General features: G+C 57.0%; 14 protein-coding genes and 1 pseudogene. 6 read left to right on the forward strand and 9 right to left on the reverse strand.

Going from position 1 to position 16,384, the window contains the following annotated elements; genetic code table 11:
- Positions 1-2 precede the first annotated feature (2 nt).
- From AC07VF_RS17165 to AC07VF_RS17195, 7 genes are all read right to left on the reverse strand, one after another.
- On the reverse strand, positions 3-209 hold the full coding sequence (locus AC07VF_RS17165) for a hypothetical protein (protein WP_495008957.1): 207 nt from the start codon (positions 207-209) through the stop codon (positions 3-5).
- A 312-nt stretch (positions 210-521) separates the two neighbouring features.
- Positions 522-2,249, reverse strand: a complete 1,728-nt coding sequence (locus AC07VF_RS17170; RefSeq protein ID WP_495008958.1) for a hypothetical protein — start codon at positions 2,247-2,249, stop codon at positions 522-524.
- A gap of 194 nt (positions 2,250-2,443) precedes the next feature.
- On the reverse strand, positions 2,444-3,313 hold the full coding sequence (locus tag AC07VF_RS17175; protein ID WP_495008959.1) for a hypothetical protein: 870 nt from the start codon (positions 3,311-3,313) through the stop codon (positions 2,444-2,446).
- A 103-nt stretch (positions 3,314-3,416) separates the two neighbouring features.
- The gene (locus AC07VF_RS17180) at positions 3,417-4,256 is read right to left on the reverse strand and encodes a hypothetical protein (RefSeq protein WP_495008960.1); all 840 of its coding nucleotides are present in this window, start codon (positions 4,254-4,256) and stop codon (positions 3,417-3,419) included.
- A 122-nt stretch (positions 4,257-4,378) separates the two neighbouring features.
- On the reverse strand, positions 4,379-5,689 hold the full coding sequence (gene qatC / locus AC07VF_RS17185) for a Qat anti-phage system QueC-like protein QatC (protein ID WP_495008961.1): 1,311 nt from the start codon (positions 5,687-5,689) through the stop codon (positions 4,379-4,381).
- Positions 5,686-6,441 carry a Qat anti-phage system associated protein QatB gene (locus AC07VF_RS17190; protein ID WP_495008962.1) on the reverse strand — a complete coding sequence of 252 codons (756 nt, stop codon included), beginning with the start codon at positions 6,439-6,441 and terminating at the stop codon, positions 5,686-5,688. The genes qatC and AC07VF_RS17190 overlap by 4 nt, the downstream gene beginning before the upstream one ends.
- On the reverse strand, positions 6,441-8,243 hold the full coding sequence (locus AC07VF_RS17195) for a KAP family P-loop NTPase fold protein (RefSeq protein WP_495008963.1): 1,803 nt from the start codon (positions 8,241-8,243) through the stop codon (positions 6,441-6,443). Before AC07VF_RS17195 ends, AC07VF_RS17190 begins: the two co-directional genes overlap by 1 nt.
- 433 nt (positions 8,244-8,676) lie before the next feature.
- Here AC07VF_RS17195 and AC07VF_RS17200 point away from each other — a divergent pair, with 433 nt between their 5' ends.
- The 3 genes and pseudogenes from AC07VF_RS17200 to AC07VF_RS17210 all read left to right on the forward strand — a co-directional run bounded on the left by AC07VF_RS17200 (position 8,677) and on the right by AC07VF_RS17210 (position 11,742).
- Positions 8,677-9,606: a S66 peptidase family protein gene (locus tag AC07VF_RS17200; RefSeq protein ID WP_495008964.1), complete on the forward strand. Its 930-nt coding sequence runs from the start codon at positions 8,677-8,679 to the stop codon at positions 9,604-9,606.
- Positions 9,607-10,686: 1,080 nt separating this feature from the next.
- A pseudogene (locus AC07VF_RS17205) lies at positions 10,687-10,833 on the forward strand (HAMP domain-containing protein); the annotation flags it as partial.
- A 204-nt stretch (positions 10,834-11,037) separates the two neighbouring features.
- The gene (locus AC07VF_RS17210; RefSeq protein ID WP_495009067.1) at positions 11,038-11,742 is read left to right on the forward strand and encodes a methyl-accepting chemotaxis protein; all 705 of its coding nucleotides are present in this window, start codon (positions 11,038-11,040) and stop codon (positions 11,740-11,742) included.
- 412 nt (positions 11,743-12,154) lie between these two features.
- On the opposite strand, the gene AC07VF_RS17215 is transcribed toward AC07VF_RS17210, so the two are convergent.
- Complete coding sequence (locus tag AC07VF_RS17215) at positions 12,155-13,342, reverse strand: benzoate/H(+) symporter BenE family transporter (RefSeq protein ID WP_495008965.1); 1,188 nt, start codon at positions 13,340-13,342, stop codon at positions 12,155-12,157.
- A gap of 128 nt (positions 13,343-13,470) precedes the next feature.
- Positions 13,471-13,914 carry a MarR family transcriptional regulator gene (locus AC07VF_RS17220; protein ID WP_192175054.1) on the reverse strand — a complete coding sequence of 148 codons (444 nt, stop codon included), beginning with the start codon at positions 13,912-13,914 and terminating at the stop codon, positions 13,471-13,473.
- Positions 13,915-13,995: 81 nt separating this feature from the next.
- On the opposite strand from AC07VF_RS17220, the gene AC07VF_RS17225 reads away from it, so the two are divergent.
- From AC07VF_RS17225 to AC07VF_RS17235, 3 genes are read left to right on the forward strand one after another with little or no spacing between them, the layout of a single operon-like run.
- Entirely contained in the window at positions 13,996-15,162 is a 1,167-nt protein-coding gene (locus tag AC07VF_RS17225; RefSeq protein WP_495008966.1) for an aminotransferase-like domain-containing protein, read from the forward strand.
- A gap of 60 nt (positions 15,163-15,222) precedes the next feature.
- Positions 15,223-15,825 (forward strand): glutathione S-transferase family protein, encoded by a 603-nt coding sequence (locus tag AC07VF_RS17230; RefSeq protein ID WP_369306134.1) that lies wholly within the window; start codon positions 15,223-15,225, stop codon positions 15,823-15,825.
- 33 nt (positions 15,826-15,858) lie between these two features.
- Entirely contained in the window at positions 15,859-16,245 is a 387-nt protein-coding gene (locus AC07VF_RS17235; RefSeq protein WP_495008967.1) for a lysozyme inhibitor LprI family protein, read from the forward strand.
- Positions 16,246-16,384 lie beyond the last annotated feature (139 nt).

Genomic DNA, 16,384 nt, shown 5'->3' on the forward strand with positions numbered 1-16,384 from the left:
AATTAGTCCTCAACAACTGCAATGCCCGCCTGCCATTCCGCTTGATGAAACGCAGAGCTGACGCTCTCGACGCGGCGGATATTCAGGCTGAGGGACGGGGCAGGCTCGCCCCAATGGTTTCTAAACTGGGCACCACCTTGGTAGCCCATTTCTTGCCTTATCCGATCTTCGATCTGATGCCAAGAGGGCAGGATGTGCCAAAAGAACATTCAACGTCTCCCTGACAATTCCCAGCTTGGGACGCCGCTCGCTTTTTATCATGGTTAAGCGAGTGCAAGAAATTTGGAAAGCGAGTATTTCATGACCCAAGCGGGCACCCTAGGTCCCAACCTCCCGGGAGGACGTAGGAAGCTTCTGAACTTAAGCAATAGAATGTGCCACATCTGGATTTCCTGGATCGCTAAACCTTCGCGTCTGCCGCTGCACACGGGGGCTCGGGTCTGGCTGCAGGAACATCAGACCTGCCAGCAGCCCTCTGACGACGGCGGCCGGCGGTTTCACTCTTTAGTTGTATGACTCGCTCAAGCCGGCGATTGCGGCGGAGTGTGGTAGACCGATCCGTTATCTGAAGAATCCGACGTCGCAGTGTGGAAGCTGGCGTCGTCATCCGAGGAATCATCCACCGGCACCGGGGTTTGAACCTGGAGCGGGGCAGGTGCCGCCGAAGATGCCGACCCAGGCCGCGCCGCCTCGCTGGAGGGTCCGGCGCTGATCGTGGGTTGCGCTTGTTCGCCCTTGAGGCTTGCCCGGGCACTGCCCACTGGAGACTTGGCAGAGGCGAGCGCCGAGTTCTCGGCATTCGTGATCCGGTTGCCGGTGAGGCTGGTTCGCGGAAGAGAGCCCGCATCTGACCCCGCGCGTTGGGACCGTTGACTGGACGGTCTGCTGACACGGCCTGGCTCCTCGCCGAGCGTTTCGACCGGATCTTCATGCACGGATTGAGCGGTCTCGGTAGCGTCAGTTGTGGGTTCCGCCGTTGTCTTGCGTCGCGACTTAAAGTCGTCAACCAGCTTGTCTGCGACCGCGACACTGGCAGCGTTGCCGCCGAACACCGCGGCGCCGCCCACTGTATTGACGGCATGTTTTGCGAATGAACTCAGGGCAGGGTGCTGTTTGCTCAAGGCGTTGACCGCAGCGCCCTTACCGGCTTCCAGTGCGGTGAAGCCAGCGGTCAGCGTGGTGACATTGGCGGCGCCGGAAGGTGTGAACGTGGCTTTGGCGGTTCTCGATACTGCTCCGAGCGGATCGGTTACCAGGGTGCGGCCGGCGTCGGCCAGACGTCCCACTCCATTGGCAAGCGGCGTACGAATGGTTGTCGCGTCCCGCAATGCCTTCAACGTGTCGATCCATTCGGTTTCCTGACTCAGATCCTCTTTGGCCTCGGCATCTCTTCGTCCCAACAGCAGCGCGGGTCCACTGGTGCCTTGCTCGGTGCGCCGACTGTTGGCGAGGTACCCGGTGCCGGTCCCGGCAGCGAGTCCACCCGCAATGGCAATGGCTGTGTCCACAATGGGCTCGGCCTTCGGATTGATCGCCGCCACCACCGGGCTGACAACCGTCCTTAATGCGTTTCGCATCGTGAACGTCTGCGCCTCCTTGGCGTTCTGGATGGCCAGGTTCGCGGTGGTATCGATAGTCGCCAGCGCGGCATTCAACGACTCATGCAGTTTGTCCGCGGGCGCATGCAGGTAGTACGCGTCTTCCCGAAGCTTTTTAATGGAAGCGCCGCCGACCTGATCCCCCACCGACGCCGCCGCGAGTGAAATCGTGCCCAGGGCTGCAGCTTTTGCCACCGGGTTTTGTATGTTTGCCCCGATGCCCGTGATCACAGGAATGGCTGCCTGGAGCGACGACGCCACCGCAAACGGCACGCCGCCCGTTGTACCCGACACCATTGAAGCGTTGCAGTCCATATTCTTGGCCTTTTCCATCAAGTCTCCAAGTTCCTTGAAGGAGATGTTCTCCTCCATCAGCTTGTTGACTCGGCTCTCTATGATTCGATCGATTTCTCCCCGGTGCCCCGATTCCGGATCCAGACGATCTTTGTAGGGCTGGAACTGACTGCTCACGTAGGTCGTGAGCAAATGCTTCATCTCACGGGCTTGGGTCAGCGCCGCTGCGCTGACCTCACCGGATTGAGGATGACCCTGCCCGACGGAAGCGTGGCCGGTGGCGGCGGTCGAGTTTGACCGTTGCTGAAGTTCAATGGAGGGCGAGGTAATGGGGGGTTGCTGGCCAGACACGCGCATGGTGAGGTCCTCTCTGGTTCTGGGGATGCAGGATGACAGCACTGCTATCAAGGATGGTTTTCCAGAGGGTGTGTGGCTGAATGCGGTGTTCCGGTTCCTGTTGGAACGGCGGTATTTGACGGTTGTGTTTCAAGATGATGACGATTTTCTGTCGACGGCTTGCGTACTAAAAAGCGAGCAGTTTCAGCGCTATATTATTTATTATCTATGGCGAGAACCCATTGAATGCCGCTAAGCTCCCTGAAGACACTCATGGAGACAATAGAAAATAGCAGTGGGAAGCTATCAATGCCTGCCTCGGCATAAACATTCAACTCGCGACTATATGCTATGCCAAAAACCGAATCCTGTAAGGCGATATTCCTTACTGTATTTGCAGTCTTAATTACGCTATCTGAATCCCTAATATTGCTGCTATCTTTTACGGCTTCAAGCTGGCGGAGCAAATTGAAATCCTCCATACGTTCTGGCTCGCTACAAGCAATAGAATATGCTCCTGCCTTGATGTAAGTGTTTCGATGATGGCCCGCCAGTTGAGTCGCGGGTCTGAAATTGGTATTCTCGATCAAGCATTTACGCTGCTTGGCATTTACAAGGTCGTTCACGCTATCGAGAGCAGGAGACGCGTAAAGAACAAGCGCCTTAGTTCCCAATTTCGAGGCTAGATGCGTTAGTAACTCTTGTTGCTCTTTATAAATGTCATATCTGAAATATTTTTGGTGCCATTGCACCCACTCAGATCCATGTTTTGAGGTGATCAGTTCTGGTCTTTTGTATTGAAAAAAAAGGTTGACTTTGATACTGGGTATGTTGTTGATTTCTCGATCAATATAGAATTCCATCTCGTCGGCAGCTTCGCGGAGATCTACACCTTCAAATGGCATTCGTAAAAGATAAGGATAGCCAAGACGCCGCCAAAGCCAACGACTCCGAGAGAAACCTGAAGCGTCTGCACCAATCCCTCCTTCTTGCACTTGTCCAAAAGGAAAATAGATTGAAGCTCTGCGATCAAGCTCGGTATTGAAATAGCTCTCGAATGTTTTTTCTTCGTATTTTGGTTTCATAACTGAACTCGAAAAATGCCATGACAGGTGGCGCTTGGTTAAGGAGCTGGCTTTAACCTGCACCGAGTGAGCGAATTGGACTACTTAAGTCAGTAGGTTCTAGTCAATTATCTAGGCCCAGGGCATTCCTTAGCTCACTCAAAATAGTAGAGGAGTTGATTACAATGTGGTCGCTGACAACCGGCTCGGCGCCATGGATTATCGAATTGCGAAGAGTGATTAAAGCTCTGATCTCACGATACAGCGACTCGCTAATTTTCTCATTTCGGAAGAGGATTTCGGCTAGTTTTGCATTGGAAATATAGCGACGAGGTCGACTGGTGTATTCCAGCGACGGCGTTTTTTGATATATCGAACCATATTTCGCAATGATTTCTTCAATTTGATTGTAGTGTTTCAAGAATTCTTCGAGGCTTCCTTTGTCTGCTTCCTTTCTTGCAGGATCTACTTGGCTTTGAAGCTTTCTGCTTTCTCTTTCAATCCGTTTAGGGAATATCACTTCAAAAATGAAATAGGTGACGGCCAGTAAGGTAGTTACAAATGCAGATTGTGCCAAATTTATAGTTATCGCGCTAAGCGATGTCCCCGTGCTGCCGTAAGATATAGCTAGGTTTGAGAGCAGCAGCGTAAAAATTGAAGATAAAGTCACAAATATTAGTAAGGTGAAATATCTTTTTTTAAGGCTTTCTACAGCCTCGACTAACGTCTCATCCTCAAGCTCTTCACGACTAAGCTCATTCCTGAAAAAAATGAAACCTGTGAGGGTCAAGCCGTATACCCCAGCAAGCACTTGTGCTGAAGTAGAAAATAGGTAAAGAATTTGGTTTTCATTCAGTATCAATAGTGGATTGTTTAGGCCTATATAGCTGGTGATTACCCCCAAAAAACTAAATGCGATACTGAAAAGGCCGATAATCTTTGATGGTGCCCAGTAACTTTGCATTTGAACCCTAGTGTTTAAGTGGACGACATGGACGAGATAATGTTTTACGTAATTTTTATAAGCTAAACGAGGACTTAGTGCCCTGATCGCGACCCGAGTCTGATAGACCCGCCTCTACTAACTCACACCAGCCCTTGGTTACTCAAATACGCGCTGACTTCGTTCATACCTCTTCTTGCTACTCCGTAAAACTGGTCTCTCGCATTACGATCAAAGGGTAGCGGTCCCGCTTTCGAGATCCATCTCGCGACATTTTCCGAAGGCAGTCGACGGGCTGCGAGAATCATCGCCATCAAATCATCCCTTCCATTGGCATCCCGAATGACTGCCGTGAGGTCTTTGCCTTTGGCATGATAATCGGTGAGATCAGACATGCCAGCAGCATGAAAGGACGCCCGCCTTATTATGCAAGGAACACATTTCCCGCACTGCTGATGAGACCTTTTCCACTTCCCGCACGACACAGTCTCCGATACTAGAAAGCTTAGGCTTGCTCGGTCTAAACATTCGACCAGCATCTCGCCCTTGGTTTTCAATGAATAAGGATTATTCACTAGTACAGGCAGTCCTACCACATCAAGAATTTGCTGAAACAGCCCTAGGAAATGGGGGTGAGTCGTTCGAGTGCTCAGTGCCCCTATCCGACGCGGAGTCATCGGCGGGTTTAGGGCGATAAGCCCATTTTCAGGAACGAATAGCTCGACAGGTTTTCCTGCGACCCGCAATTGAGCGAGTGTCGACCCAACCAACGCACCATAGGCAAGGAAGTTGAAACTTCGGGTCCGCATTTGCACATCCGTAGGTTTGCCAAGCAGCGACAATGGATGTGCGACTGGGGCAAACCTGGAAACTTTCACCGGGAGGTGGTCACGGATAAATATTTGTTTTTCCGCATCACCTCTGTAGGCGTGACTAATCAACAGTGGACGACGACCTTTGGCCAACAAGTCCAAAGCCCCTATCCCACTGTCCATACCCCCTGAAAACAGGCTCACACAGTCATGGCCTGCCATGACTGTGATATGACCACGATTCTGTGGCGTGAGCTGCCTAGGCCCATCTGGCAGCAGCGTAATTTTCCAAATATCACCGCTCAGAAAATGGAGGGCTTTCTCTAGCAACGGCACAGCAGGCTGCCAACGAGCCGGATCAGCAATTGGTATCGTCAGACTTAGATTGCGGGCCCAGCCATCGTCAGCTGCTGCCTTGTCGACAAAGGTATCAGCTGCCGTGACCGCCATCGCTATAGTGAGCAGATCGAAACCGGTCCGATGGACTGGAGCTCCTAAACGACGAACTGCTGCGCGCGCAGGACCACCAATGGAGCAAGTTCCCTGTGCCGGAGGACGAGTTCCGTACATCAATACCGGAATGGTTCCATCGGAGGGTATCGGGAGCAAATCTGCGTCATGATTGAAAATTAAATCAGTCACTCTTGGTACATCTCCCACTCACTCCACACTTCTCGTATGGCGGCTAGCTGAATGTTTTGAACCTGCACGTTGGAAAATGACTTTAGATTGCCTGATAGAAGAGGCCGCATATGTTTGTCCGTGACTGACTCAACGAGAGCATACAAATCCTTCTCAGCTTGCTCCACCTTGACCGGTGTATCTGCTTTCGCGAATGCATCGTTTGAGTCCAAAACCACTTGGCCAAACACGCACTTGGTGACGTACACCACCATCATCTGAACCAACATCTCGCCCGAAATGCTCTCGAAATCGAACTCATCGTAGCCATCGAGGCATTCTGCTAGTGCCTCATTCATCGCTACTCGAACTCGGTCCGAGTCGCCATCTTCAGGAGTAAGCGCTTCAACGATCATATCGATCGCTATGTCGGTGTCCTGACCATTCAGCGACGCTAAATCTAGTCCTGGCGGGGACTGTCCTTCCCTGAGTGCGGCCATTGCACCGAACAGCGCACCACCTGCTCCGGCCATTGAACCGAAACGTGCAGATCCAGCTGCACTACCACCAGTGGCTCTTCCCGCATAGCTACCTATGGCGGCGCGGAGGTAAGAGCTGTCTCCGCTGGAAACGAACCTTCCTAGGTTAGTCCGGAAATCCTTGAACCTTTGTGGTGGGGCTTCCGGTATTGGCGGTTGCCCGTCAGTATCAACCCAACCAGGGACATACGGGGAGTTGCCGCCAGGCCCTTTGCTCGACGTGGAGGTTCCCATCACTTACGCTCCAGTGGCCTGAACCAACGCTTGCCTTTGACCGTGGAACTCATCCAAGGCTTGAGCCTGCCAGGCATGATCGTATGGATGAAGTCGGATAAAAGCGTACCCGCCTCCTGCGACTTGTCTGCAAGAAGCTGGGCGCCATCGAAGCCAGCAGCTTTACTAGACCAATCCGAATGGGCACGCATTGACTCGATCAACTGAACCATGACTGCAATGTGTTCATCTGACGGTATCGATTGTAGGGCCGATTTTGCCGAAGGGGAGGATGTATTTGAGATCCGCTTAAGTACTGCGAGAGCTTCCGCAGCTTCTGACGACAAACCTGCACGAAGAATCCTTAAAGGAGTTGTCTCTCGGCTCAGGTAAACAATGGGCCTCAAATCTTCGGTCGACAGCAAAGGTTCGAGGCGAACCCAGTCTTTCAACAGATTGTCCTTTGTTTTCCATGCCTCTGGGCACTCAGTTTCAAACCCGTCAGCATCTTCGACAAGGCCTTCTAGATTTGCAAGAACTTGAGGTTTACCACCAGCGGCCCTATTAATCACTGAATAAAGATGAGCGACAGCTTTCTCATCCATACAGCGTTCAAAAAGCGCGATCTTGGCGATGAGGGCCTCGTTTATTGGCATTCCACGGAGCTTCGCGACACGAACCCTCATGCGCACTACGTTCAGCATCCGTTTCACAATTCTGGGGTTGCCAAGAACAGATCCTGAGTTGGCCAACATCGGTGCCATTCGGTCGGCGATAGGAAAAGCCTCTTTAACTTCAATCGGTAAATCAGCGCCCAGTAGGCCAAGCGCTATCTCTGTAGTTAACGGCTCATCTTTCCAAGCTTTGCGTAGATTTTCTTCAAGCCCGGCACGAAGTGCTTCTACTTGTTTGGGAGCGACCTTGTTGCCAGCAGAGGCGAAAAGCATGAAAAGGTAGGCCCTCACCTCCTGCACACCCAGCATTGGCACACGCACAGGTACTTGAATGAGCTTGTCGAGATAATCGGTTATATGCCGATCCCCTGGATCTATAAAATGCTCGCTTACAGAATGCCGGACCATTTCTTCGTCAGCGGCGACCACAAATGCCGTATCGTTCATGAACAGGAAAAGTCGCAAAGCTTCTAAGGTATGAATAGTCTGTTTGGGTAGGCAGCGGTCTAGGTTGTCAACGAAGACGACTAGCGTCTTATTCAGCCCGGTCAACACTTCAGAAAATTCAGAGCGGAAAGCAGCAATTTGCTTAGGGGGAGTCTGCTGCTTCTCCTCAGCCAGCAAACCCTTGAGATGGTCTTTGGCTTTCGCGCCTTCATCTCTCAGTGTACCGATTGACTCGCCATCAACATCACCAGAGAAAATCTTACCCAGTGCTTCTATCCCCTTGGCGCCAAACCCAAACGCAGGCATCCCCATCGCCAAAGCACTGCCCTCAACCAGAAGCCCCAACGCACGCATTTTGTTCACACGTGAAAAAAGCTTTTGGGCTTTGGGAAGAACGGTTTCTGACTCCCGGGCTGCTTCGATCAAGGTTGAAGCAATGACCTCCATCAGCGCTGCACGGGAATCGTCAAACCCTTGATAAAGCCAAGCATCGAAGCGAACCACGATAAAGTCCGAAGCGCTGCCGGGTGGACTTAACTCGCCCTCAATCAGGTTCAAAAGGGTAGATTTCCCAGTACCCCATGACCCGAAAACGCCTACCGTTACCGGCCGCATTGACGGGTCACGGATAACATTGACCACGAGGTCGGCGACCTCCGAATAGTTGAGAAAATCCTTGTTCGTATCGACATCAGCCCACATCTGATCCTCCTTGTTTGTAACTGCTTTCCTAGCACGCGCTGACTACCTGAAGCAGCACAGATTCAACCGAGATGTACAGTATCATTCTCTAAATCTCCAACGGATGCCATCATTTCGATACTGCTTGCACAATCCACGATAATTTCGGCCTAAACGCGATGCGAGATTCCGAATTCACAGGACCCCTAGCTATAGGGCCATCCCGTAAATGTCGTTCACCCCGCCGGTCCTCTCCGCGATCAAGCTGCGTGCCGCCGATCTCCGATTCACCCCGCAACAGCTTCGGTTCCTCGAAGTCCACTCCGGCGCGCACCCACCAATTGGCAACCGTGTCTCCGGCATGTCCTACTCGCTATGTCGGCACCCCCCACTAGATTCACTCCCCCCACTGCTCTACATTGCACCATCACCAAACACCCGCCGAGCCCCCAAAATGCCTGCCTCCCGCCCAACCCTCCACCCCCAACCCCTCCGCGCTGGCGACGCCGTAGCGCTGGTGTCACCAGCCGGCCCAGTCGCCGAAGCCCGGGTCGAGGCCGCAGTGCGGGAGCTCACGTCCTGGGGATTACGCCCCCGCGTCTACCCCCACGCACTGGACAACATCGGTTTCCTGGCAGGCACTGACGCCAATCGCATTTCCGACCTCAACGACGCCCTGGCCGACCCCGAGATCCGCGCCGTTTTCTGCAACCGCGGCGGCTACGGCGTTCAGCGCATCCTCGGCCAACTCGACTACGATGCCGTCCTCCGCGACCCAAAACTGGTCGTCGGCTTCTCTGACATCACCGCCTTGCACGCCGCACTCTGGACCCACACAGGTCTATCCACGGTTCACGGCCCGGTGGCGGCTCAGTTGGAAAAAGGCGGCATCTTTGCCAGCACGCTCAAGCAGGCATTGATGAGTACCGAGCCTTCCGTCATCCATGCCGACCCGGCAGAACCCACCTTCACCGTGCGTACGTCGGGGACGGTGGAGGGCGTGTTGCTGGGCGGCAATCTGAGCATGCTGAGCACCTGCATCGGCACGCCGTTCATGCCGGATCTCGAGGGCGCGATCTTGCTGCTCGAAGACGTCGGCGAGCTGGCGTATCGGGTGGACCGCAATATCACTCACCTGCTCAATTGCGGGATTCTGCAACGACTCGGCGGTATCGCGTTGGGTCAGTTCAGCGAGCCGGGTCATGGCAATAACCCGATCCGGCCGCCCGATGTCTTGATCGAGCGTCTGGGCAACCTGGGCATTCCGGTGCTTGGCGGTCTGTCCATCGGCCATGGCGACCGCAATCTGGCGGTGGCATTGGGCAGTCATGCGGTTCTGGATACCGATGCGGGCACGCTGACGGTGGCCCCGGCCACGCGCTAGTACGACGATCACCGTTCTGTAAGCGACCTCGCTCTAGCTATTTGCCATCATTCTGACGTCAAGAGCTTGTTTTGCCCCGTGTGCATTGCGAATCTTTACGAATATTGATTGGCCGTGCGCGGATGGCCTTGCCATGTGCGCCCTCAAGCTGTGGAGCGGAAACTGATGATGTCGGCCGTGAAGACGCGTTTCGCCAATCTGGGGATGGCCAAGAAGCTTGGCTTCGGGTTCGTGCTGGTGCTGCTGTTGACGGCGCTGGTCGCGGCCATCGGGGTCTGGTCGCTGCGCTCGATCAGTGCGCATTTCGACAGCCTTAAGGCGATGACCGCACTCAACAGTGATGTGAATCGCGTGCGGCTGCTGGAGCAGGATTACGCCTTGCACGGCGACCCGAAGGTGGTCGATCAGGTTCACGCCGGGCTCGATGGTTTGAATGCCCAGGCGGAGCAGCTCAAGGCCGGCGCGCCGATCAACGAGCAGGTGATGGGCCAGGTGCAGCAGGCGCTGGCGGCCTATCGTGCGTCGTTTGACGAGTTCGTTAGCATCAGTCAGAGCAAGGACCTGGCGCTGGAAATGGCCAGTTGGTCGGTGTCTAGCGTCGCCAATAATCTCGATGTGTTGCAGGCGGGGCTGGCCGATGATGGCGCCTACACGCTGAAGGATTCCCAGGGCCAGCAGGGCGCGGAGTTCATCGAGCAGGCCGGTCAGGTCAGCCAGGTGTCCAAACTGATGATGCAGGCCATGGACGAGGCCCGGGTGCGCCTCGACAAGAGCCGCAAGACGGGCTCGGGCGAGGAGGTCAAGACCGGCAAGATCGAGCAGGCGGTTCAGGCGCAGGAACTGGCCGAGCAGCTCAAGGGCGTGATCAAGGACGCCGGTTACCTCACGGTGCTGACCGAGGTCGGCGGGCACATCAGCAATTTCAGCGACAAGCTCAACGAATACACCGGGCTGCTGGAGTCGGAAGCGAAGGTCTCGCAACAACTGGCGAGCAACGCCAAAATCGTCGTTCAGCAGGTCAATCAGGCCTATGACGCCGAAGGCCAGTCGATGCAGAGTGAGTTGCAGGCCAACTCGATGATGATCATCGGTTCTTCCGTGCTGGCGCTGGTGGTCGGGCTGATCGCGGCGCTGGTGATTACGCGCCTGATCGTCGCGCCGCTGCGCAGCGTGATTGCCACGGCTCAGCGGATTGCGGCCGGCGACCTGAGCCGCACCGTGAATGTCACCCGCAAGGACGAAATCGGCCAGCTGATGCAGGCGATGCAGCAGATGGGCGCGGGCTTGAGCACTATCGTCAGCGGGTTGCAGGCGGGCATTGAACAGTTGGCGACGTCCGCCCATTCCCTGTCGGCCGTCACCGAGCAGACCAATCTGGAAGTCAGCAGCCAGAAGGAAGAAACCGAGCAGGTGGCGACGGCGATGAACCAGATGACCGCCACCGTCCACGACGTTGCACGCAACGCGGAAGAAGCCGCGCTCGCGGCGCAGACCGCCGACGACAAGGTCGATTCGGGCCAGGCCGTGGTGCGCCAGAGCATGCAGCGGATCGAACAGTTGGCCTCGTCGTCCCGTTCCGCCAGCGATTCCATCGAGAACCTCAGCGCGGAAATCCAGAACATCGGCACCGTGCTCGGCGTGATCAAAAGCGTCGCCGAGCAGACCAACCTGCTGGCACTGAACGCCGCCATCGAAGCCGCGCGGGCGGGGGAGCAGGGCAGGGGCTTTGCGGTGGTGGCCGATGAAGTCCGCGCGCTGGCCAAGCGCACGCAACAGTCCACGGAAGAAATCGAGCGGCTGGTCAGCCGTCTGCAAAGCGGTGCCCAGGCGTCGGTGGTGCAAATCCGCAGCAGCGGCGAGCTGGTCAAACTGGCGGTGAGTGATGCGCTGCAGACCGAGAGCGCGCTGGGCAGCATTGCCGCGGCCGTGTCGATGATTCAGCAGATGAACCAACAGATTGCCGCTGCGGCGGAAGAGCAGAGTTCGGTGGCGGAAGAGATCAACCGCAGCGTCACCAGCATTCGCGCCAGTGCCGATCAATCCGCGCTGGCGATGCAGGGCAACGCGGCGTCAAGCATCGAACTGGCCTCGCTGGGGTTGGAACTGAAAGGCATGGTCGGGCATTTCAAATTATGAGTCGGGCTTGCAAGCCATGCTCCGCTGCTCGGCCGGAGGATGATCCCGCGCCTTTGCAGTTCAGTCGTCGCTGAGGTCCACCCCCGAACCCGGTTTCCAACGTGCAACCTGTAGATGATCCCCATCGTCCAGACAGCCGCGCTGTGGCGCAGTAAACGCAATTCCTGTGGGAGCGAGCTTGCTCGCAAAGACGGCATTTCAGCCACTGAAGACTCAGCGGATATCCCGGCCTCTTCGCGAGCAAGCTCGCTCCCACAATCCGTAGGTCGCCAGATACATCGGCGGATTTGGTATGTTTGACGAGCGCGCGCTTGCCCGTGAATGCAATCTGCCTGCTGCCATTGATGTCGACTGACTCACCGCGAATCGCGGGTAAGCGCGCTCCTGCATAAGAGTGGCATGCCGCGCGCGCTCATTTGCGATAGTTCAAAATCACCAGCGTCAACACCCCCGCGACGATCCCCCAGAACGCCGAACCGATGGAAAACAGCGTCAGGCCTGACGCTGTGACCATGAAGGTGATCAGCGCGGCTTCGCGCTCCTTCGGCTCGTTCATGGCCACGGTCAGGCCGTTGATGATCGAGCCGAACAGCGCCAGGGCAGCGATCGACAGCACCAGTTCCCTGGGAAACGCCGCGAACAGTGCCGCCAGCGTCGCGCCGAACACCCCCGCGATGGCGTAGAAAATCCCGCACCAGATCGCCGCCGTGTAGCGCTTGTCGCGGTCTTCGTGGGCGTGGGGGCCGGTGCAGATGGCGGCGCTGATGGCCGCGAGGTTGATGCCGTGGGCGCCAAAGGGCGCGGTGATCAGCGAGATGATCCCGGTGGCGGTAATCAGCGGCGAGGCCGGGACCTGATAACCGTCTGCGCGCAACACCGCGACGCCCGGCATGTTCTGCGAGGTCATGGCGACGACGAACAGCGGAATGCCGATGCTGACGGTCGCAGCGATGGAGAACGACGGCGTGGTCCACACCGGCATCGCCACTTCCAGGGCGAAGCCGCTGAAGTTCAGCAGGCCGAGCATGCCCGACAGCGCGACGCCGACCAGCAAGGTGACCAGCACGGCGTAGCGCGGCGAATAGCGTTTGACGATCAGGTAGGTGAAAAACATGCCCAGCACCAGGCCGGTGCGGTGTTGCGCGGCGACGAAGATTTCGCTGCCGATCTTGAACAGAATCCCCGCCAGTAGGGCCGCTGCCAGTGATGTCGGCAGGCGCTTGACCAGCCGTTCAAAGCTGCCGGTCACGCCGCAAATGATCACCAATACCGCGCAGGTGATGAACGCGCCGATGGCTTCGGGGTAGGCGACGCCACCCAGGCTGGTGATCAGCAATGCCGCGCCCGGCGTCGACCATGCCACGGTGATGGGCGAGCGATAGCGCAACGACAGGCCGATGCTGCACACCGCCATGCCCATGAACAGCGCCCAGATCCACGAGGAAATCTGCGCCGAGGTCAGCCCGGCGGCCTGACCGGCCTGAAACATCAGCACCAGCGAACTGGTGACGCCGGTCATCATGGCGATGAAGCCGGCGACGATTGAGGAGGGCGAGGAGTCGGTCAGCGGTCGCAATGGCGCGAGGGGCACGTCAGTCATGCGGGTCTATCCTTGGCGCAGCGGTTGAACAGAGCTGCCAGCCTATACGCAGTGGTCATGCCCCGTTGCAATACAGCCATCGGCGCAATGGTCGGCACAGTTTCGGCCGCGGTCTGCAAACCGGCGGGTCAGCCGCGGGTCATCGTGTTGCCCAACGCCTGATTCACCGCCATCCAGCCATCCACCGCGTCTTGCCCGGCTTCGGCGAACACCCGTTGCAGCAGCTTGACCTGCTCGCGGCGCAACGACTCTTCAAATTTGCGTCCCTCGGCGGTCAGCTCCAGCAGGCGCTTACGTTTGTCGTCCTCGGGCGCAACGCTCAGCACCAGCTCCATCTCAATCAACTGCCGCAGCGGCGTGTTCAGCGCCTGCTTGCTCACCCCGAGCTTGCCGAGCAATTCCTTCACGCTCAGGCCAGGGTAGCGAGCGATGAAAAACACGATGCGCTGGTGCACCCGACTCAGGCCACGACGGTCGAGCATTTCATCGGCCTTGGCGGTGAACGCCTGGTAGCCGAAGAAAAACGCTTCCATGGCAATTTGCTGTGTGGATGAATTTTTAAGGTCAAGCATATTGACGTATCCGTGTGCGGCATCGTAATTTCGGTCAACCAGTTTGACGTATTCCCCTTTCTTTCCGCCAGCGGTGATCCCATGCCATTTTCCGAACGCGTTACCCGTTTGAAGAGTTCACTGATTCGCGAAATCCTCGCCGCCGCCCAGCGTCCGGAGATGATGTCCTTCGCGGGCGGATTGCCGGCCGAAGCCATGTTGCCGAAGAGTGAATGGTCTGACATGCCGAGCAGTATCGGCCAGTACGGCATGAGCGAAGGCGAGCCGCAGTTGCGTGAGGCGTTGGCCGCTCAGGCGCGGGTGCTGGGCATCGATTGCGAAGCGAGTCAGGTGATGATCGTCAGCGGTTCCCAGCAAACGCTGGACCTGGCCGCCAAGCTCTACATCGACAAGGGCACCGAGATCCTGCTCGAGGCGCCGACCTATCTGGCCGCACTGCAGATCTTCCAGCTGTTCGGCGCCGACTGCCTGACCGTGCCGCTGCTCGCCGAAGGCCCGGACCTTGCAGCGCTGCGCCAGCGACTGGAGCAGCACTCGCCCTCGTTCGCCTACCTGATTCCCACGTTCCAGAATCCGTCGGCGGTACGTTACAGCGAAACCGCGCGGGATGCGGTGGCGGCGTTGCTCGACGAGTTTGGCGTCACCCTGATCGAAGACGAGCCCTACCGCGAGCTGACGTTTGATGGCGGCAGCGCCCGGCCCATCGTCAGCCGCCTGAAAAAAGCCAGCTGGATCTACACCGGCACCGTGTCGAAAACCCTGATGCCGGGCTTGCGCGTCGGCTACCTGATCGCCACGCCCGACCTGTTCCCGCATTTGCTCAAGCTCAAGCAATCGGCGGATTTGCACACCAATCGAGTCGGCCAGTGGCAGGCGTTGCAGTGGATCGGCAGCGAGCACTACGAGCAACATCTGCTGGAGTTGCGCAGCTTCTACCGCACCCGTCGCGATGCGTTCGAAGCCGCGCTGCAGCGGCATTTCGCTGATCTGGCCGAGTGGAACAGCCCACAAGGCGGTCTGTTTTTCTGGCTGACCCTCAAGCACAAGCTCGACACCCGCACATTGCTCGACAGCGCGCTGGCGCAGAATGTGGCGTTCATGCCGGGCGAGCCGTTCTTTGCGGATCCGGACGCGAACCCGGGGTATCTGCGGCTCAATTTCAGTCACATCGACCCCGAGCGCCTGGACGAAGGCTTGAAACGACTGGCCGCCGTCATTCGGCACACACAGCTTTCACAGGCGGCCTGATACATTACGCACACGCACGACCGGCACGACTGACGGCATACGATTGAGGGGAGAGGGCTGATGTACAAGGTTTACGGCGATTACAACTCGGGCAACTGCTACAAGATCAAGTTGATGCTCAACCTGCTCGGCGCGGAATACGAGTGGGTGCCGGTGGACATCCTCAAGGGCGAGACCGAAACCGAAGCGTTTCTGGCGAAGAACCCGAACGGCAAGATTCCGGTCCTTGAGCTCGAAGACGGCACCTGCCTGTGGGAGTCCAACGCGATTCTCAACTTCCTCGCCGAAGGCACGCCTTACCTGCTGACCGAGCCCCGCCTGCGCACGCAAATGCTGCAATGGCAGTTCTTCGAGCAATACAGCCACGAGCCGACGCTGGCGGTGGCACGCTTCATTCAGTTTTATCTGGGGATGCCAGAGGAGCGGATGGAGGAATACCACTCGTTGCACCGGCGCGGTAACAAGGCGCTGAAAGTCATGGAGCAACAGCTGCTGCGCACGCCGTTTCTGGTGGGCGACAACTTCTCCATCGCCGACATCGCGCTGTACGCCTACACCCACGTCGCCGATCAGGGCGGCTTCGACCTGACGCAGTTCCCGGCGATTCAAGCCTGGCTCGCGCGGGTCAAACAGCAACCGGGTTACGTCGGCATGCTGGACTGACTTCAGCGTTGTTCAGTTATAAGGAGATGAGACATGCAGTACAGGATGATCGCGGTCGGAATGTTGATGGCGCTGGGCATCGGCTGCTCGGCCCAGGCTCAGGACTGCGACGCCAATCAGGCGTCGATGAACCAGTGCGCGAGCCAGGAATACAAGGCGCTGGACGCTGAATTGAACACCCAATACAACTCGCAGATGAGCTACCTGAAGACCCCGGCGCGCAAGAAAGCGCTGCAGGATGCGCAGAAGAAGTGGATCGCGTTTCGCGACGCCGATTGCCAGTATCAGGCCGGCAAGCGGGAGGAGGGCGGGAGCATGTGGCCGCTGGCTCAGGCGCAATGCCTGTCAGCGCAGACCAAAGTGCGGGTTGAGCAATTGAAGGCGTATACGGCGTGTCGCCAGGAAGGCTGCCCGAGGTAACTGCTCAATTTTTAGGCTGGCTTTGTGGCTTTGACACCACGTTGGCCCGCCGATGACGCAACTCCTGTAGGAGCGAGCTTGCTCGCGAATATGGCGGTACATTCACTAAATCTTCAGCGATTGAAACGCCGCCTTCGTG

Source organism: Pseudomonas sp. GW821-FHT02H06, assembly GCF_059421525.1.